Source organism: Aquicoccus sp. (assembly GCF_041686535.1).
Taxonomy (GTDB): Bacteria; Pseudomonadota; Alphaproteobacteria; order Rhodobacterales; family Rhodobacteraceae; genus Aquicoccus.
Genome location: NZ_JAWLDS010000065.1, coordinates 1 through 18,347, shown reverse-complemented (window position 1 = coordinate 18,347; position 18,347 = coordinate 1). Strand labels below are relative to the sequence as shown.

At 64.8% G+C, this 18,347-nt stretch carries 20 protein-coding genes; 12 read left to right on the top strand and 8 right to left on the bottom strand.

The genetic code is table 11. The annotated features are described in order from the left end of the window. The coding region (locus ACESL9_RS12775; protein WP_372674931.1) for a GNAT family N-acetyltransferase at positions 1-290 on the top strand (290 nt) is incomplete at its 5' end. Between the two features lie 109 nt (positions 291-399). On the opposite strand, the gene ACESL9_RS12770 is transcribed toward ACESL9_RS12775, so the two are convergent. Beyond that, positions 400-726: a DUF6477 family protein gene (locus ACESL9_RS12770; RefSeq protein ID WP_372614563.1), complete on the bottom strand. Its 327-nt coding sequence runs from the start codon at positions 724-726 to the stop codon at positions 400-402. A 224-nt stretch (positions 727-950) separates the two neighbouring features. On the opposite strand from ACESL9_RS12770, the gene ACESL9_RS12765 reads away from it, so the two are divergent. Further along, a complete protein-coding gene (locus ACESL9_RS12765; RefSeq protein WP_372674930.1) occupies positions 951-2,075 on the top strand; it encodes a DUF6456 domain-containing protein in 1,125 nt (374 codons plus the stop codon). A 10-nt stretch (positions 2,076-2,085) separates the two neighbouring features. Here the strand turns inward: ACESL9_RS12765 and ACESL9_RS12760 are convergent, their stop codons facing one another. Beyond that, positions 2,086-2,817: a VIT1/CCC1 transporter family protein gene (locus tag ACESL9_RS12760; protein WP_372614559.1), complete on the bottom strand. Its 732-nt coding sequence runs from the start codon at positions 2,815-2,817 to the stop codon at positions 2,086-2,088. Between the two features lie 214 nt (positions 2,818-3,031). Here ACESL9_RS12760 and lipA point away from each other — a divergent pair, with 214 nt between their 5' ends. Next, positions 3,032-3,982, top strand: coding sequence for a lipoyl synthase (gene lipA, locus ACESL9_RS12755; protein ID WP_372614557.1), 951 nt, complete (start codon positions 3,032-3,034; stop codon positions 3,980-3,982). A 52-nt stretch (positions 3,983-4,034) separates the two neighbouring features. Here the strand turns inward: lipA and ACESL9_RS12750 are convergent, their stop codons facing one another. Together ACESL9_RS12750 and ACESL9_RS12745 are read right to left on the bottom strand one after the other, a co-directional pair. After that, complete coding sequence (locus tag ACESL9_RS12750) at positions 4,035-5,324, bottom strand: MmgE/PrpD family protein (RefSeq protein WP_372614555.1); 1,290 nt, start codon at positions 5,322-5,324, stop codon at positions 4,035-4,037. 108 nt (positions 5,325-5,432) lie between these two features. After that, positions 5,433-5,888, bottom strand: a complete 456-nt coding sequence (locus tag ACESL9_RS12745) for a type II toxin-antitoxin system RatA family toxin (protein ID WP_372614589.1) — start codon at positions 5,886-5,888, stop codon at positions 5,433-5,435. A gap of 70 nt (positions 5,889-5,958) precedes the next feature. On the opposite strand from ACESL9_RS12745, the gene hpt reads away from it, so the two are divergent. The 4 genes from hpt (at position 5,959) to ACESL9_RS12725 (ending at position 8,269) form a co-directional block, all read left to right on the top strand. After that, on the top strand, positions 5,959-6,513 hold the full coding sequence (gene hpt, locus ACESL9_RS12740) for a hypoxanthine phosphoribosyltransferase (protein WP_372614553.1): 555 nt from the start codon (positions 5,959-5,961) through the stop codon (positions 6,511-6,513). After that, complete coding sequence (locus ACESL9_RS12735; RefSeq protein WP_372674929.1) at positions 6,510-6,698, top strand: hypothetical protein; 189 nt, start codon at positions 6,510-6,512, stop codon at positions 6,696-6,698. The genes hpt and ACESL9_RS12735 overlap by 4 nt, the downstream gene beginning before the upstream one ends. A gap of 138 nt (positions 6,699-6,836) precedes the next feature. Further along, positions 6,837-7,316 (top strand): c-type cytochrome, encoded by a 480-nt coding sequence (locus ACESL9_RS12730; RefSeq protein ID WP_372614549.1) that lies wholly within the window; start codon positions 6,837-6,839, stop codon positions 7,314-7,316. A gap of 119 nt (positions 7,317-7,435) precedes the next feature. Next, on the top strand, positions 7,436-8,269 hold the full coding sequence (locus tag ACESL9_RS12725; RefSeq protein ID WP_372614547.1) for a c-type cytochrome: 834 nt from the start codon (positions 7,436-7,438) through the stop codon (positions 8,267-8,269). Between the two features lie 12 nt (positions 8,270-8,281). Here ACESL9_RS12725 and ACESL9_RS12720 read toward each other — a convergent pair whose 3' ends face one another. From ACESL9_RS12720 to ACESL9_RS12710, 3 genes are all read right to left on the bottom strand, one after another. Continuing rightward, entirely contained in the window at positions 8,282-8,749 is a 468-nt protein-coding gene (locus ACESL9_RS12720) for a CinA family protein (RefSeq protein WP_372614545.1), read from the bottom strand. Continuing rightward, complete coding sequence (locus tag ACESL9_RS12715) at positions 8,746-9,246, bottom strand: phosphatidylglycerophosphatase A (protein WP_372614543.1); 501 nt, start codon at positions 9,244-9,246, stop codon at positions 8,746-8,748. Before ACESL9_RS12715 ends, ACESL9_RS12720 begins: the two co-directional genes overlap by 4 nt. 91 nt (positions 9,247-9,337) lie before the next feature. Continuing rightward, entirely contained in the window at positions 9,338-10,468 is a 1,131-nt protein-coding gene (locus ACESL9_RS12710; protein ID WP_372614541.1) for a bifunctional 2-C-methyl-D-erythritol 4-phosphate cytidylyltransferase/2-C-methyl-D-erythritol 2,4-cyclodiphosphate synthase, read from the bottom strand. Positions 10,469-10,634: 166 nt separating this feature from the next. Here ACESL9_RS12710 and dusB point away from each other — a divergent pair, with 166 nt between their 5' ends. The 5 genes from dusB to ACESL9_RS12685 all read left to right on the top strand — a co-directional run bounded on the left by dusB (position 10,635) and on the right by ACESL9_RS12685 (position 17,896). Next, positions 10,635-11,618 carry a tRNA dihydrouridine synthase DusB gene (gene dusB / locus ACESL9_RS12705; RefSeq protein ID WP_372614539.1) on the top strand — a complete coding sequence of 328 codons (984 nt, stop codon included), beginning with the start codon at positions 10,635-10,637 and terminating at the stop codon, positions 11,616-11,618. Then, positions 11,615-12,715 (top strand): two-component system sensor histidine kinase NtrB, encoded by a 1,101-nt coding sequence (locus ACESL9_RS12700; RefSeq protein WP_372614537.1) that lies wholly within the window; start codon positions 11,615-11,617, stop codon positions 12,713-12,715. Before dusB ends, ACESL9_RS12700 begins: the two co-directional genes overlap by 4 nt. 12 nt (positions 12,716-12,727) lie before the next feature. Further along, a complete protein-coding gene (locus ACESL9_RS12695; RefSeq protein WP_372674928.1) occupies positions 12,728-14,098 on the top strand; it encodes a response regulator in 1,371 nt (456 codons plus the stop codon). Positions 14,099-14,197: 99 nt separating this feature from the next. Next, a complete protein-coding gene (locus ACESL9_RS12690) occupies positions 14,198-16,483 on the top strand; it encodes an ATP-binding protein (protein WP_411269468.1) in 2,286 nt (761 codons plus the stop codon). A gap of 9 nt (positions 16,484-16,492) precedes the next feature. Beyond that, complete coding sequence (locus ACESL9_RS12685) at positions 16,493-17,896, top strand: sigma-54-dependent transcriptional regulator (RefSeq protein ID WP_372674927.1); 1,404 nt, start codon at positions 16,493-16,495, stop codon at positions 17,894-17,896. A 133-nt stretch (positions 17,897-18,029) separates the two neighbouring features. Here the strand turns inward: ACESL9_RS12685 and ACESL9_RS12680 are convergent. Continuing rightward, the coding region (locus ACESL9_RS12680; RefSeq protein WP_372674926.1) for a hypothetical protein at positions 18,030-18,347 on the bottom strand (318 nt) is incomplete at its 5' end.

Here is an 18,347-nt window from a genome sequence, read left to right as displayed (position 1 = left end):
TTCAGGAATTGGAGAACCGGGCGCTCGACAGTTGGTATGTCAATGTGCTGGCCTGTTACCCGGAGCATCGTGGCCAGGGAATCGGGTCTCGACTTCTCGGAGTCGCGGAAGATATCGGTCGGTCTGAAGGCTTGCGCCAGATGAGCGTCATCGTCGCCGGCAACAACATCGGCGCACGTCGGCTCTACAAACGTCATGGCTATGAAGAGACTGACAATCTTCCTTGCGTGAAGGATGATTGGGCAACCGATATCGAAAGCTGGGTTCTTCTCATGAAGCCGCTGCGGTGAAATTTGGCATCATTGCGTCCGCGCCGAATGATCAAAGAGAACTTCAACACATCTGGTAAGGGTCTTGTCCGGCGTGGCCCGTCTTTTTCATCGGGCCTGTCGCGGGCAATCATTCGGCCGGAGTAAGCGTGGGCGCATCCGTTGCCGCGACGGGGTTGCAATGCCGCGCCATGCGCGCCTCGGCCAGCAAAGCGATCAGCACATCGACGTGGCGCACGATGGAATAGCCCGCATAGCCCGCGACGCGCTGATCGTTGAGGTCGGATTCGATCTCCATCAGGCGGCGCAGGGCGGTGTCGGTTGGTGGCGCCTGGCCCGGGCCGAGCACACGGCGCAGATGGGCCGTGCGGCAATATTCCATGGCCCCTGCACGGGCGGCCTGGATCAGCAGCCTGGGGCGTTCGAGACGGTCGATCACGCTTGGGAGATTTGTCATGGCTATCCTCGTCATGGTTGAACGCAATACCCATGACACAGGCTGAACGGGTGTTGCGTGCTCTCGGCAGGCGGCGCACGGCGGGGTCAGAACTGTTTATCATTTTTCAACAATTCTTCTCAAAGCAGATTTTGTTAACCAATCCGTAACAAATGCATCCTTAGGTTGTGGATAACCCTGTGGATAAAACATGGCGCAGAAAAACCGGGGACAAGGGAAGGCAGATGTTTGGACATGCGACTGTGCGGGGCCGGAATGGCATGCCCGGGTGGGTGCCGGAAGCGGCGCGCCATTACCTGGTCCATACCGAATGCGGCCTGTCGATCCGGGCGATTGCCCGGTCGGTGTCGCGACATCCTTCGACCGTCCTGCGTCAGGTTCGCCGCTGGGAAATTTTGCGCGACGATATCCTGATCGACGAGGCGCTGATCCGGTTGGCCCGGCTGGTCCCTCGCGAGGTCCGACGTCGCGAAGTCAAGGAGCCAAGTGACATGACCCTGCAAGAGAAGCCCATCGCGGCCAGCCCGGACGATGATACCTTCGAGATCGAGGCGCGACGCGTGTTGCGCCGATTGTGCGAGTCGGGGGCCGTCCTGGCGGTGGCGCCCGAGATGGACAAGGCCGTCGTGGTGCGCGACACGACCGGCGGCGGCACAACGCGCACCGCGGTCGTCGAACGCGCGGTAGCCCAGGCGCTGGCGGTCAAGGACTGGATCGCCTGTGTCGAACCGGGGCGGGTCGCGCGCTATCGGATCACGCAGGCCGGGCGCACGGCACTTGGCCAGATGCTGGCCGCACAGGAGAACGCGGCACGCGGGGCGGCGCAGGGATTTGCCGAGGCACAAAACGGCTTCGACGTGCCCGGTCTGACGCCCGCGGGGCAGGGTGCGGAGCGCAAGGCGCCGCGTTTCGCCCCGGGGGATTCACCGATGGCGGCGTTGGCGCGGCGGCGTGACCGCGACGGCGTGCCGTTTCTGGCTGCCGATCTCGTGGCCGCCGGAGAACGGCTTCGCGAGGATTTCGAACTGGCCCAGATGGACCCCCGGGTGCGCGGCAACTGGGACCATGTGCTGACCGGAGCGATCGACGGTGGCAGGCCCGCCGCAGGAGCCGATGCAATGGGCGGATCGAGTGCCGCCCGCGCCCGCGTCGAGGCAGCCCTGCGCGAGCTGGGCCCGGGACTGGGTGATGTTGCGCTGCGCTGTTGCTGTCATCTCGAGGGCCTGGAACAGGCCGAGAAGGCAATGGGCTGGAGCGCGCGGTCGGGCAAGATCGTGCTGCGCATCGCACTGCAACGGCTCAAGCGGCACTATGCCGGGCTGGGGGATGCGGCGGGCATGATCGGCTGACATGGGCCGTTCAGCCGCCCACGATCCAGCCCACGGCATAGGCCACCGCCCCGCAGGTCGCCCCCACCGCAAAGGTTTCGCCAAGGGCACGCAGCGCCTGTTGCCCAGTCGCCCGCCAGCGCAGCCCCCCGAGCGCGGCAAGCGCCAAGGCGCTGGTGATCAGCGACCAGGTGAACGCGGCCGGTTCGGGCGGCATCAAAAGGTAGGGCAGCAGCGGCGCCAGACCGAAGACCACGAAGCTCGAGAACGTGACCAGCCCCATGAGCGCGGGGCTGTGGCCCCGCGGGTCGGTCATGCCATAGCCATAGGTGATCATCAGGTCGGCCAGCATCTGCGGGTTGCGGCGGAAAACGGCACTGGCCTCGGCCGCGTCGGTCGGTGACAGGCCCCGGCGCTCCAGCAGCCGGGCAAGCGCATCGGTTTCGCGGGTCGGATCGCCCGCGATCTCGTCAAGTTCGGCGCGCCACCGGGCGCGGTAGAGGTCATGCGAGGAGCGGGTCGAGAGAAACTCGCCCAGCCCCATGCTGACCGCGTCGGCAAAGAGGTTGGCGAAGCCAAAGACCAGGACCGCCAGCGCACCGATCTCGGCCACGCCCTCGGCCATGGCCCCGGCAAAGCCCGCAACGATCGCAAAGGTCGTCACGATCCCGTCATTGCCGCCATAGGTGATCTGCTTGAGATATTCGCGCATGTGGCCCCGCGCGAGCGTGTGATTGCCGGTCTTGCCGGGATGCTGGGTCATGGCTGTCCCCTGTATGCCATTGCCTTGCCGGATCTTTCCTGCCTCGTGCTGCCCGTTCGTGGCCGGTTTGGCAAGATGCGAGATCGGCGCGGGCGAGGGGCAGGGCACCGGACGATCCATGCCGGGTTTGCGTGAAACTCGGGTGGCAGACGGGGCCGCAGAGGCGTATAAGGGCAGGGAAATCAATGACCGCCGCCCCAAAAGGACCCGGCCCATGCGCGATCTGAAACTGCCCGACCAACGCCACCCGGAAAAGGCCCACCGTCCGGACCGGACCCAACCGAAAAAGCCCAGCTGGATCCGGGTCAAGGCCCCGTCGGGCAAGGGTTATGCCGAAACCCACCGGATCATGCGCGAGAACAAGCTGGTCACGGTCTGCGAAGAAGCCGGATGCCCCAATGCGGGCGAATGCTGGAGCCAGGGCCACGCCACGATGATGATCATGGGCGAGGTCTGCACCCGCGGGTGCAGCTTCTGCAACGTGGCGACCGGGCGGCCCGACGCGCTTGATGCCTTCGAGCCGGGACGGGTGGCCCATGCGGTCAGGACGCTCGGGCTCAACCACGTGGTGATCACCAGCGTGGACCGTGATGACCTCGAGGATGGCGGCGCCGAGCATTTCGCGCAGACCATCCGCGCGGTGCGTCACCAGTCGCCGGGCACCACGATCGAGATCCTGACGCCCGATTTCCTCAAATGCGATCCTTCGGTTCTTGAAACCGTGGTCGCGGCAAAGCCGGACGTGTTCAATCACAACCTTGAAACCGTGCCGGGGCTTTATCCCAGCGTGCGGCCCGGGGCGCGGTATTTCCATTCCCTGCGGCTGCTGCAGCGCGTCAAGGAACTCGACCCGACGATGTTCACCAAGTCGGGGATCATGGTGGGCCTCGGCGAGGACCGGCAGGGGGTGTTGCAGGTCATGGACGACATGCGCGCGGCGGATGTCGATTTCCTGACCATAGGCCAATATCTGCAACCCACGCCCAAGCACCACGCGGTGGATCGTTTCGTGCATCCCGACGAGTTCGCGGCCTACGAGAAATCGGCCTATGGCAAGGGATTCCTCATGGTCTCGGCCACGCCGCTCACGCGCTCGTCCTATCACGCGGGCGACGATTTCGCGAAACTGCGCGAGAACCGGCTGAAGAAGCTGGCAGAGGCCTAGGACCGCCGGCGCGGAGCATGGGCGCGATGATCGCCCCGCAAGGTGCGCGTTCTCAGAGTGCAATCTCGCGGGAGAGTTCGGCCGGGGGCGCGGCCGTCTCGATTGCACGCCCGACGCGGGCGGCCCGTTCCGCGCCCAGAAGTGCGTTGGCCTTGGCCATGATCTTCGCGGCACTCTGGTCGAGCGGCAAGCGCGCATCGAGATCGTGAATCCGGGCCTGCACCTCGCCCGAACGCATTTCGACCTCGAGCCGCGCCTGCATCTCGCTCAGGGCGTCATCCGCGCGGACATCGACCAACGCGCGCAGCGCCGCGAGCGTCGGATCGGCGCAGAGCGCATCGGTGTAGCTGTCCAGTCGCGCGGTGTCATGGCCCAGGAAATGCATGGGCAGGACGGTGGCATAGGAAAACTTGGCCCCCAGCCCGGTTTCGGGCGCGGGCTGGTTGCACACGCTCATCCAGCGTGGGTGGGTCGCCACCCGGATCGCCGCGATGTCGTCCGGCGAGGTCTCGATCGCCGCGGCAGCTTCGAGCGCGGCATGCAGCCCGTGGCAGCAGGCATGGAACTTGTGACTGACGGTTTCGAGCATCCAGTCAGCGCCGAGCCCGTCAAGGGCCGTGGCATCGGCCGCGCCGTGATGTGTGGGCCCGAACCCGAGCGGCCCTTCGAGCGCGCCGAGCCGTGCCTCGATCCCCAGCCGTGCCAGCATCGCCGCCTCGACGCCGTTGGCCGCGGAAAGCCCCGCGTTGAACGGCTTGCCCATGGTGCCGAATTGCGATTTCAGTCCGCTGGCCCGCGTTGCAAGCAGACCAAGCGCGGTCTCCATCTGTGCCTGCGTCAACCCCATCAGCCGCCCCGCCGCGACAGTGGCGCCCACCGCGCCCGCCGTCGCGGTCTGGTGATAGCCGACCTGGTAATGCCCGCGTCCCAGCCAGACCCCGAACCGGATCGAAGCCTCCATCCCGATCAGCGCGGCTTCCTGCATTTCGGCCCCGGACCGGCCCAGATGCTCGGCCACGGCCAGCGCCGCCGGGATCACGCCAACCGACGGATGCCCGATATGGGCGAAATGCGTATCATCGTAATCGAGCGCGTGGGAAATCGTGCCGTTTACCATTGCGGCCATGCGCGCCGGTGCCCGGCCCCCGCCGATCAGCCCGGCCTGAGCCGCGCCGCCTTCCTCGCGTGCCATGGACCGCATCACGCCTGCCACCGGCTCATCCGCGCCGGCAATGCCCACCGCCATCCAGTCGATCAGCGACAAGCGCGCCACCGCGCGCGCCGTCTCCGGCGCGTCGCAGGGGGTCAGCGCAAATGCCGCAAGCTCTTCCGATACCGCCATTTTACCCTCCCGGTTCGGCGCCTTCACCGTATCACCCGACCCAATGAGGGAAAGCCCCCATCCCGTTCATCTTGCCGAAAAGACCCGAAAAAGGTCCGCGACCATGCCTCAGGTCGAACCGTAAAGCGCCTGTGCGCGCGCCTCGAAGGCCCGAACGATCCGTTGCATCGCCTCGTTGAAGACAAGCCCGATCGCCTTTTGCAGCATGAAGTTGCGAAACTCGAAATCGACGAAGAATGACACCTCGCACCGGGATTCTCCGACATCGCGGAAATTCCATGTCGAGTGCATGTAGCGAAAGGGCCCGTCGAGATACTCGGTCTCGATCCGCTCATCGTCGCGGTAGAGCCGCACCCGGCTGCCGAACCGTTCACGGAACACCTTGAAGGAGATCACCAGGTCGGCCAGCATCTCGTCGCCGCCATCCGGCATGGGCGTGACCGAGCGCACCCGGGCGGCCGCGCACCATGGCAGGAACTGCGGATAGGCGGCCACGTCGGCCACCAGGTCGAACATCTGGCGGGCGGTGTAGGGCAACACCCGTGTTTCCGAATGGGTCGGCATTTCGCTGTCCAAATCGCGTGACACTGGGGGCCGGTTTCGTATTAATGGGGCCGGGATTCAAGGGGGTAACATGCCGCAACGTCCTTATGTGATCGACGAAATGATCTCGGCCAAGTCCATCGCGGCCCGCATCGAGGCGCTGGCCCGCGAGATCCGGGCCGAGTTTGACGACACCGACAAGCTCGTCGTGGTGGGGCTCTTGCGCGGCTCGTTCGTCTTTATCGCCGACCTCGTGCGCGAGCTCGACCTGCCGGTGGAGGTCGATTTCCTCGAGGCGTCATCTTATGGAGACGGGATGGAATCGAGTCGCGAGGTGCGCATCCTCAAGGACCTGCGCGGCCAGATCGAGGGCCGCGACGTTCTGGTGGTCGAGGATATCGTGGACACCGGTTTCACGCTCGATCACGTGCTTCATCTGCTGGGCAGTCGTCACCCGGCAAAACTCAAGACGATCGCACTTCTCGACAAGCCCACGCGCCGCGAGACGGGGGTGCGCGCCGACTGGATCGGGTTCGAGATTCCAGATGAGTTCGTCGTGGGCTATGGAATCGACTTTGCGCAGCGCAACCGCAACCTTCCCTATATCGGCAAGGTGCGTTTCACCGATGAAGACGCGCTTGCATGATCCCGCCGCGCCTCTTCCTGCGGATGTCGCGGTGGGCGCGTCACCCACCGCCGATGTGGAAGGTCAAGCTGGTTTTCGGTGTCATCCTTGTCGGGCTGGTGATCGCGGGGGTCGAGTATATCATCGGCTGGCCGGATTTCCTGACCCTCGATCCGCGTCCGCCGCGGGTGCCGCGAATGCAATGATCCTGTCATACGCCTATCACGTTTGCGCGAGATGCTGTTCAGTGCCGCACAGCGGGACTTGCAAAAATGCGGCTTCGCGCATTGGCTTGGTGCCGTATACTGTTCATAATTCAAGATTGCAGACTGGGAGGTCTAGACATGAAGAAGACATTCGCCGGATTGAGCGCGCTGGTTCTGGCCGGGGCCGTGGCCAGCACCACATTTGCGCAGGATGATCGCGCCATAAAGGCGGCGGTCGATGCCCGCCAGGCGCATATGAAGCTCTACGCCTTCAACATCGGGCTTCTGGGCGGCATGGCCAAGGGCGACATCGACTATGATGCCAAGACCGCCAGCGCGGCGGCGGGCAATCTCGCGGCGCTCGCAAAAGTCGATCAATCGCGCTACTGGCCTGAAGGGTCGAGCACGCTCGAGCTTGGCAGCGACGAGACCGAGGCTCTACCGGACATCTGGGACGAGGGCAGCGATATCGGCGCAAAGGCCATGGACCTTGTCGAAGCGACAACCGCAATGGAGGCGGCGGCCGGCGATGGGCTTGACGCGCTGCGCGGTGCTATCGGCCCGGTTGGCTCGAGCTGTGGCGATTGCCACAAGGCCTATCGCCAGTCGGACGAGTGACCGATCTTGCCGAAACCGTCGGAAAAAGGGGGGCTGCCACGCCCCCCGATTCCGCGTGAGGTTTCATGTATAATGTGTTGAGATACATTGTTATTGTCGCTCTTGTGGCTGCGGGTGCCATGTGGGTCGTGACGCGCCCGACACAGATTGATGCGTCGCGTGTCGCCGAGCTTTCGCCAGATGCGGAGCGCGGCGAAACGGTATTCTGGGCGGCCGGGTGCGCCGGCTGTCACGCCGCTCCCGATGCCGAGGACGAAGAGCGGCGCGTGCTCTCGGGCGGCATGGCCTTTCCGTCACCGTTCGGTACGTTCCACGCCCCCAACATTTCGCCCGATTCGGAACATGGCATCGGCGACTGGTCGGTCACGGACCTTGCCAACGCCATGCTGCACGGCACCGCACCCGGTGGCACGCATTACTATCCGGCCTTTCCCTATGCCTCCTACGCGCGGGCAACGCTGGATGACGTGGCCGATCTGCACGCCTACCTGATGACATTGCCCGAAAGCGACACGCCCGACGAGGCGCATGACGTGGCCTTTCCGTTCAACATCCGGCGCAGCCTGGGGGGATGGAAAATGTTCTTCACCCATGACGACTGGATCGTGCCGGTCAGGGGCGAGACGCTTGAACGCGGGCGCTACCTTGTCGAGGCGCTGGGGCATTGCGGCGAGTGTCACACCCCGCGCAACGCGCTTGGCGGGCTGGATTACGACCGCTGGCTTCAAGGGGCGCCCAGCCCGGATGGCAAGGGCCGCGTGCCCGCGATCACCCCGGACGAGCTCGACTGGTCCGAGAGCGATATCGCAGGGTATCTCGCGACCGGGTTCACGCCGGAATATGATGTTGCGGGCGGACACATGACCGACGTGATCAAGAACCTCGCCAATCTTCCCGAGGACGATCTGAGCGCGATTGCTGCCTATCTCAAGGAAGTGCCGCCCGGGTCGTGACGTGACCGGCGTTCAACCCAGCGCCGACAGAAGCATGAAAAGCGCGTGATCGCGCGCGGCCTTGCGCACCCAGTCGCGTCCGCGGGGGCCGAATTCCTGGGTTTCACACCGTGTTGCGTGGCCAGAGCGTGCGAAGCCGAAACAGACTAGGCCCTCGGGCTTGAACTCGGACCCGCCGGGACCGGCGATGCCGGTAATAGAGACGGCCAGTTGCGCATCTGAACGGGCGAGCGCACCTTCGGCCATTTCGCGGGCGACCTCCTCAGAGACCGCGCCGAACTGCGCGAGCGCCTCGGAGCGCACGCCCAGCATCTCCTGCTTGGCGGCGTTGGAATAGGTGACGAATCCGCGCTCGAACACGTCCGAGCTTCCGGCGATATCGGTGAGTGCGGCGGCGACCATGCCGCCGGTGCAGCTTTCGGCGGTGACGATCATCAGCCCGTGCGCGCGGGCGGCGTCAAGAACATGAGCGGCGGTCATGCGCCCAGAATGCCATGCGAGACGAATGCCGCCAAGCCCACGATGAACGCAGCGGCAATCCCGGCGAGGATATCGTCGAGCATGACACCAACCGGTCCGTTCTGACGATCGGCCCAGCCGATCGGGCCGGGTTTGAGGATGTCGAAGAACCGGAAGGCCACGAATGCCGTGAGCCAGCCGGGCCAGAGCGCCAGCGCATCCCAGCCGGAATAGCCCGCGTGGGATGCCCCGATCAGCACCGGCAGGAGCGCGATCCACTGGCCCGCGACCTCGTCGATGACGATCTCGGAGGGGTCGTGATCGGGCTTGCCCCGGGTCTCTTCGGCGGTGGCCCACCATCCGGCGAGGATCGCGACGGGAACGAGCAGGGCAACCAGCAGCCAGCCGCCGACAAGATGGAGGACAAAGGCGGCGATGACAGCCGCCGCCGAGCCCCACGTGCCGGAAAAGGGTTTGAGATAGCCGATGTAGAAGAAAGTGGCGATGAGGCGCGTCATGCTGTGAGGTCTCGCGTCTGTTGGGGTTCGTGAGGGGCCAGCCCCTCACACTCCCCGGAGTATTTGCGGCAAGATGAAGAGCGGGGCGGGGTCATGGTTTGACGAGCGCGGCGGTGGCCATCGCGGCGATGCCTTCCTCGCGGCCGGTAAAGCCGAGACGCTCGGACGTGGTGGCCTTGACCGAGACGCGGGCGGGGTCAATGCCGAGGATATCCGCCATGCGGGCCTGCATCGTGGCGGCGTGTGGGCCGACCCTGGGGCGTTCGCAGATGAGCGTGCAGTCGATGTTGGAAAGGGTGAAACCCTGTTCGCGGGCCAGTTCGGCGGCGTGGCGCAGGAACACATGGCTTTCGGCACCCTTCCATTGCGGGTCGCAGGGCGGGAAGTGTCGCCCGATATCGCCCATGGCCAACGCGCCGTAGATCGCGTCGGTGATCGCATGCAGGCCCACATCGGCGTCGGAATGGCCTTGCAGGCCGCGATCATGCGGCACGGCGATGCCGCAGAGCATCACGTGATCGCCCGGCCCGAAACGGTGCACGTCATAGCCATGGCCCAGCCGGATATCCATCTGCCCTCCAAGGATGCGTTCGGCCCGCGCGAAATCCTCTGCGTGAGTGATCTTGAGGTTGTCCTCATGCCCCGGAACGATCCTGACCTCAAGCCCCGCGGCACGGGCGATTTCCACGTCGTCGGCGGCCTTGCCCGCATGGGCACGGTGGGCGGCGAGGATCGCGGCGAAGCGAAAGCCCTGCGGCGTCTGGGCGCGGTAGAGGCCGGCGCGGTCACGCGTGCCGGTGACGCGGCCATCGGTGCCCTGCCAGAGCGCATCGGTGACGGGCAGGGCCGGGGCGGCGCCCGGGCCGATGGCGAGCGCCGTGATCACTGCGTCGATGACGGTTTGGGGCAGGCAGGGCCGTGCAACATCGTGAATGAGGACGAGATCGGGGGGATCGGCGGCCAGCGCCTCGAGCCCGGCCCGCACCGAGGCGGCGCGGCTGGCGCCACCGGCCGTCACCTCGATGTTTCGGGCGGGCGGGAACGCCCCGATATCGTCGGGGTGGAGTACCAGCATGATTCGGCCGACCTCTGGTGCCGCCTGAAACCGGGCCAACGTCCAGTCGATCACCCGTTGCCCGGCCAGCGGGCGCCACTGCTTGGGCGCACCGGGGCCGGCGCGTGTGCCGCGGCCGGCGGCGACGATGAGGGCGGCGATCTTCATGTCAGAGGGGATAGGGCCAGATCAATGAAAGGGCAATTGTCATGATCGGCCCGAACTTGCTTAAAATTTAGGCGCTGACCGCGCTTCGTCCGATTTCAAGCCGCTGTTTCGTTGTGATTTCGTCAGAAGCGCCTTAGGTGAGACTCACTGCACAAGGATTAATCGCTTGACTCTGGCCCGGTATGATATCGCATTCGACCCGCCCGTGGCGCTGGCCCCGTTGGCGGGAATCACCGATCTGCCGTTTCGCAATCTCGTGAGTCGCTTCGGCGCCGGGCTGGTCGTTTCGGAAATGATCGCGAGTGGCGAGTTCCTGACCGCGCGGCCCGGAACCCGTGAAAAGGCCGAGCTGGGCGCCGGGATCGAGAATACGGCCGTCCAGATCGCGGGGCGCGACCCCGGCGCGATGGCCGAGGCCGCCCGGCAGGTGGCCGATATGGGCGCGCGGGTGATCGACATCAACATGGGCTGCCCGGCCAAGAAGGTCACCGGTGGCCTCTCCGGTTCGGCGCTGATGCGCGATCTTGACCACGCCCTGGGCCTGATTGAGGCGGTTGTGGGCGCGGTCGATGTTCCGGTGACGCTCAAGACGCGGCTGGGCTGGGATGACGAGGCGCGCAACGCCCCCGATCTTGCCCGCCGGGCCGAGAGCGCGGGCGTGCGCCGGGTGGTGATCCATGGGCGGACCCGTTGCCAGTTCTACAAGGGGCGGGCCGATTGGGCGGCGATCCGGGCGGTGAAGTCGGCAGTCTCGATCCCGGTGATTGCCAACGGGGACATCGTGGATACGGACAAGGCGCGCGCTGCGCTGGCGCAATCACAGGCCGATGGGGTGATGATCGGGCGCGGCGCGCAGGGGCGGCCCTGGATACTGGCCGAAGTTGCGCATCATCTTTATGGCGCAAAGGCCCCGGAGATTCCGAGGGGTGAGGCACTTTGTGACATGATTTCCAAGCATTACGATGCAATGCTTACCTTCTACGGTGCCGAACTGGGCCTGCGTGTCGCGCGCAAGCACCTCGGCTGGTACATGGACCGGGCAGGCACGCCGCCGCCGCTGCGACGCGAGGTGCTGACCTGCCGCGATCCGGCCAGGGTGGTGCGCCTTATCCCGACAATGATCCATCACGGAGAGAGGGCGGCAGCATGAGCAAACCGGTCACTGATGATGCGATCTGGGTGTCGCTTCCGGTTCCGGCGGTGGTGGTCGGGGCAGATGACATGATCGTCGATGTCAACCCGGCGGCCGAAGGCTTCCTTATGAGTTCCGCGCGCGCCCTGAGGGGGCAGCCGATCTGGGACCGGGTCATGATCGACGCACCGCTGGAAGAAGCGTTCGAGCGCGCGCGCCGCAACGCCACGCCGCTATTTGTCAACGACGTGGATGTGGGCACCGGCGAGCGCGCGCCGCTGCATTGCAACATCCAGATCGCGCCGATGCAGCCACGATTGGAAGGGGAAGGCGGCATGATGCTGTTCCTGATCTCCCCGCGCGAACTGGCCGGGCGCATGACACAGAGCTTTTCAGTGAAATCGGCGGCGAAATCGGCGATCGGCATGGCCGAAATGCTCGCCCACGAGATCAAGAACCCGTTGGCCGGAATCACCGGCGCGGCCCAGCTCTTGAGCATGAACCTCGGGCCGGAAGATCTTGAACTGACAGATTTAATCGTGAGCGAGTCGCGGCGGATCGTGAAGCTTCTGGAGCAGGTCGAGCAATTCGGCAACCTGACCGTGCCGGATTTCCAGCCGGTCAATATCCATGATGTGCTCGACCGGGCACGGCGTTCGGCCCTGCTGGGCTTCGGCGCGCATATGCAGATCATCGAGGAATACGACCCCTCGCTCCCCCTGGCCTGGGGCGATCCCGACCAGCTTTTGCAGGTGATGCAGAACCTGCTCAAGAACGCGGCCGAGGCGGCGGGCAAATCCGGTGGCAGGATCACGCTGCACACGTTTTATGAACACTCCTTCCGCTTGCGCCGGTCCGATGGCAGCGGCGAAAGCCTGCCCCTGCAGATCGAGGTGATCGACGACGGGCCGGGGCTGCCACCCGATATCGCCGATGACGTGTTCGATCCCTTCGTTTCAGGGCGCGAGAACGGCACCGGGCTGGGCCTCGCGCTGACCGCCAAGATCGTCTCGGATCACGGTGGCTGGATTTCCGTCAAATCGGTGCCCGGACGCACCGTCTTTCGCATTTCCCTTCCGCTCGCCCCCAAGCCGGGTTCCGGGCGCGACACATAAGGAGACCCCCCGATGGATGGCACCGTACTCGTCGCCGATGACGACCGCACCATTCGAACCGTACTGACCCAGGCGCTGACCCGGGCAGGATGCAAGGTCCATGCCACGTCGAGCCTGACCACGCTCATGCGGTGGGTGGGCGAAGGCAAGGGCGACGTGGTGATCAGCGACGTGATGATGCCCGATGGCAACGGGCTCGAAATGCTTCCCAAGATCGCCCAGGACCGGCCCGGCCTGCCGGTGATCGTGATCTCGGCGCAGAACACGATCATGACGGCGATCAAGGCGGCCGAGGCCGAAGCCTATGATTACCTGCCCAAGCCGTTCGATCTGCCGGACCTGATGAAGCGCACCGCCAAGGCATTGGAATCCCGGCGCCGAATCGGCGTGCGCGCCAGCGTCGCGGACGAGGCCGAACGGCCCGACGACCTGCCGCTTGTCGGACGCACCCCGGCGATGCAATCGCTTTACCGGCTGCTCGCGCGTGTCATGAACACCGACCTGGGCGTTCTCATCTCGGGCGAGAGCGGCACCGGAAAGAGCCTGATCGCGCGGGCGATCCATGATTTTTCGGACCGGCGCACATTGCCCTTCGTGACCGTCACCGCGGGCGACCTGCGCGACCTGGAAGGCCCGGCGCGGGTTCTGGCGCGGGTCAAGGGCGGTACGGTCCTCTTCGACGAGATCTGTGATATCGAGCCCGAGCTTCAGGCGCGCGTCGTGCGCATAATCGACACGCCGGGCGACCACGTCCCGCGCTTCATGGCGACGAGCCAGAGCGACATGGCACAAGCGATGGAGGAGGGCCGTCTCAGGCATGATCTTTACTATCGGCTGGACGGTGCGGCGCTTCATGTCCCGGCCTTGCGCGAGAGGGTCGATGACATACCACTTCTGGCAGAGCATTTCCTCGCCCGCGAGGAACAGGCCGGTGCGCCGCGGCGATATTTTTCCGACGAGGCGGTCGAATTGATGCGCAAGTACAGCTGGCCGGGCAATGTTCGACAGCTTGAGAACGCGGTGCGGCGTCTGGGCCTGACCGCGCGCGGGGACGAAATCACGCGCACCGAGGTCGAGCAGGTTCTGGGCAATCAGCCCGCGACCGAGCCCGCGCTGGGACTCGACGAGGGGGACAAGCTCTCGGCGAGCGTCGCGCGACATCTTCGGCGCTATTTCGACCTGCATGGCAACATGCTGCCGCCGGCGGGCCTCTATGCCCGGATCCTGCGCGAGGTCGAACTTCCGCTGATCGAGATCGCACTCGATGCAACGGGCGGCAACCAGGCCAAATGCGCCGACCTTCTGGGGATCAACCGGAACACCCTGCGCAAGAAGATCGGTGATCTGGATATTCAGGTGACACGCCGCCGCAAATTGATGTAAAACCGCAACAGAACCGTGGCCGGCGTGCCGCAGTGCTGGAAGAGGTCACGGAATAATGCGGTGCGGCGCCGAGGCGCCACAACATCATGGGGGCAGCGGGTGGCAACCCGAGCACATAAGTTTACAGGCGGCTCGCGCCGAAAATCGACGTGGGATCGGCTCATCCGTCTCAGACGTCAGCGACGGGCACAGAACATCGCCACACTGGGGCTGGTGATTCTGGGGCCGGTTCTGGTGCTGGCGACCTATTTCGTGCTCGGCCCGTTCGAGCAAGGGACGAATTCCTCGGCGTTGCGTTTCGTGATGCTGGCCGATCTCGTCTACGTTCTGCTCGTTGCGGGCCTGGTCCTGCAGCGCGTCGCACGCATGGTGGCGGAGCGACGGGCGCAATCGGCAGGATCGCGGCTCCACCTGCGCCTGACAGGCGTCTTCGTCATCATGGCGCTCACGCCCACGATCATCGTGGCGATTTTCGCCGTGCTTACCGTGAATGTCGGGCTTGAAGGATGGTTTTCAGAGCGGGTCAGGCAGGTGGTGGGCAGTTCCTTTTCGGCCGCGCAAGCCTATGAGGAGGAACATCGGCAATCGCTTGACAGCTCGGCCCGATCGCTGGCGGAGATGATCGACGTTGCGCGCGACGCAACGCCCTTCATGCAGGATCCCGAGATCCGCGAGGTTCTGACCGTCGGTCAACAGCGGTTTCAGCCCGCCATGCGCGAGGCCTATGTGATCGACGGCAGCGGGGAACTGCGCGCGCGTGGCGAACGATCCTACCTTTTCGAGTTCGAGCGCCCGACCGCTGAACAGATTGCCGAGGCGCGCGAAACCGGTATCGCCATCATTCGCGACTGGGACCATGACGAATTTCGCGCCATCGTGCCGCTTGAAAACTTTCCCGACCGTCTCGTCTATGTCAGTCGCGAGGTGGATGGCCATATCCTCAACCTGCTGGACGAAACCCAGGAGACCGTGCGGCTCTACCAGCAACTCGAACGGGATCGCGGGCGGGTGCTGTTCGAATTCGGCCTGCTTTACCTCGGCTTCGCGGTCATCCTGATTCTCGCCGCGGTGTGGCTGGGCCTTTGGTTCGCCGAACGTCTGGCGCGGCCGGTGGGGCGGCTCGCCGGTGCCGCGCAACGGGTGGGCGCGGGTGACCTCGATGTGCGGGTGGTCGAGGAAGAAGACGACGACGAAATTGCCATGCTGGGGCGGTATTTCAACCAGATGACGCAACAGCTCAAGGCACAGCGCGATACCCTTCTTGCCAACACCGAGCAGATCGAGCGTCGTCGACGGTTGTTCGACTCGGTGCTCAGTTCGGTGACCTCAGGGGTCGTCGGGGTCGATCCGCAAGGCAGGGTGGCCTTTGTCAACCGCTCGGCCGAGCGCCTGCTGGACTGGCAGGGGGTCCAGTCGCAACTGGCGCTGACGGTGGCGGTGCCCGAGTTCGAACCACTGTTCCGGAAATTGCGCGAGCGCGGTGCCGAGGTCGCGCAGGAAGAAGTCAAGGTCAGCCGGGGCGGGCGGCTCGAGAACCTGCTTGTGCGCATGGCGGTGCGACGCAGCGAAGAAGAAAAACTCGAGGGCTATGTGGTCGCCTTTGACGACGTGACCGATCTGGTCAGTGCGCAGCGCATGGCAGCCTGGGGCGATGTGGCCAGGCGCATCGCGCATGAGATCAAGAACCCGCTCACGCCGATCCAGCTTTCGGCGGAACGCATCGAGCGCAAGTTCGCGCGCCATCTCGACGAGGCGGAGGCGGCACGTCTCGCCGAACTGACCGGAGTGATCGTGCGACAGACCAACGACCTGCGCCGGATCGTCGACGAGTTCTCGAAATTCGCGCGCATGCCAGAGCCCGAACGCAAGCCCGAAAGCCTGCGCGATCTGGTCAACGGCGCGCTGCTGTTGCAGCAATCCGGGCAGCCCGACGTGAACATTTCTGCCGAGCTGACCGACGATCCACTGACCGGGGCGTTCGATGCAACGATGATCAGCCAGGCCCTCACCAACCTGATCAAGAACGCGGGCGAGGCGACCGAAAGCTATGCCGAAAGGCATGGCACCGAGGGCTATGCCCCCGAGATCCGGGTCACCGCCGTCCGGCGGGGGGACGAGGCGCTGATCACGATCTCGGATAACGGTATCGGCCTGCCCGAGGATCGCGCAAAGCTTTTCGAGCCCTATGTGACAACCCGCGTAAAAGGCACCGGGCTCGGCCTGCCGATTGTCAAGAAAATCATTGAAGAGCATGGTGGCAGCCTTGTGCTCGAAGACGCCGCGCCGTTTTCGCGTGGCGCGCATGTCGGGGCGATGGCGGTGATCCGTCTGCCGGTCGCTCCTGCGGCCGGAGAACCAGAAGAACGGAGTGAAGAAAATGTATGAGGGGGAGTCATGGGTGATATTCTGATCGTTGACGACGAACGCGATATCCGCGAGTTGATCGCGGACATCCTGGAGGACGAGGGCTATACCACGCGTTTGGCCGGCCAGTCCGACGACGCGATGAAGGAGATCACGGCGGACCCGCCCGCGCTCATGATCCTCGACATCTGGCTCAAGGACAGCCGGATGGACGGGATCGACATCCTCAAGACCGTCAAGCGCGACCGCCCCGAGATCCCGATCATCATAATCTCGGGTCACGGCAATATCGAGATCGCGGTCGCCGCGATCAAGCAGGGGGCCTATGACTTCATCGAGAAGCCCTTCAATATCGACCAGCTTCTGGTGGTGATCCGGCGCGCGATGGAAACCTCGCGCCTGCGCCGCGAGAATACGCAGCTCAAGCGAAAGGAGATCACCAGCGCCGAGATGATCGGCCAGTCGGGCGCCTTTCGTGCACTTCTCGGTCAGCTTGACAAGGTGACGCGATCGAACGGCCGGGTGATGCTCTCAGGGCCGCCCGGCGCGGGCAAGGAAATCGCGGCGCGCTATATCCACGGCAATTCCGCGCGCAAGGAGGCGCCCTTCGTGGTGGTCAGTTCCGCCTCGATCCAGCCCGAGCGCATGGAAGAGGTCCTGTTCGGTCGCGAAAGCCCCGATCGCGGGCTGGAGCCCGGCCTGCTCGAAGAGGCGCATGGCGGTGTGATCTATTTCGACGAGGTGGCGGACATGCCGCCGGGCACGCAATCCAAGATCCTGCGCGTCCTGGTCGATCAGCAATTCCTTCGGGTCGGCGGCTCCGACAAGGTGCGTGTCGATCTGCGGTTCATTTCATCGACCTCCCGTGATCTTGAGGCAGAAATCGCCGCCGGGCGTTTCCGTGAAGAACTCTATCACCGGCTCAACGTTGTGCCGATCACCGTGCCGAGCCTCGAGGAACGGCGCGAGGACATCCCCGTGCTGGCGGAGCATTTCATCGCCGAGTTCAACCGCACCCAGAGCCTGCCCCTGCGCGCGCTTTCGGATGAGGCGGTGGCCCTGATGCAGACCATGGCATGGCCGGGCAATGTGCGCCAGCTCAGGAACGTGATCGAGCGACTGCTCATTCTGGGCGAGCCATCGGGCGAGATCGAGGCGCGTGAGTTGCCCGGCGAGAGCCCGGGCGAGGCCGATGACGATCGCGTGGTCCTGCCGGGTGTGCTGGCCACCTTGCCGCTGCGCGAGGCGCGCGAGGCGTTTGAACGCGAATACCTGCTCACCCAGATCAACCGTTTCGGTGGCAACATAAGCCGCACCGCGCAATTCGTCGGCATGGAGCGCAGCGCGCTTCACCGCAAGCTCAAGTCGCTGGGCGTGGTGACAACGAACAAGTCCGGGGCACGCATCGCCACCATGACCGGGGAACAGGAGTGATCGGTTCTCGACCTATCCGGTGACATGATCGCGCCAAGAAACCGATCCCATTCAAAAAAGAAGACCGACCCACCTCTTCAGGGGGCCGGTCGAGGTGAGGAACGGAGGGACGACCTCGTTCCCCTCAGGTTATTCAGGTCACGTTTCTGAAGTTCCAGCCATCGGAAAAGAGATTCCATTTGCCGCCACCCACAAAGGCCAGTGTCAGCACGGCGGCGAGGGCGATCAGGCGGTCAGCCGACCAGGCCAGTGTCAAAAGCGCCTCCATCGGGGCGTCGTGGCGCAGGACAACGCTGCCAGTACACAGAACGAAGCCGATGAGGCCGACGATGCGGCTGCGGATACCCACGATCAACCAGAGCGCGATTATGAACAGCAAAAGCGCCGTTGCTTCATCCTGCCATCCGATGCTGCCATGGAAATGGCTCGGAAACGCCTTTGCCAGCCATTC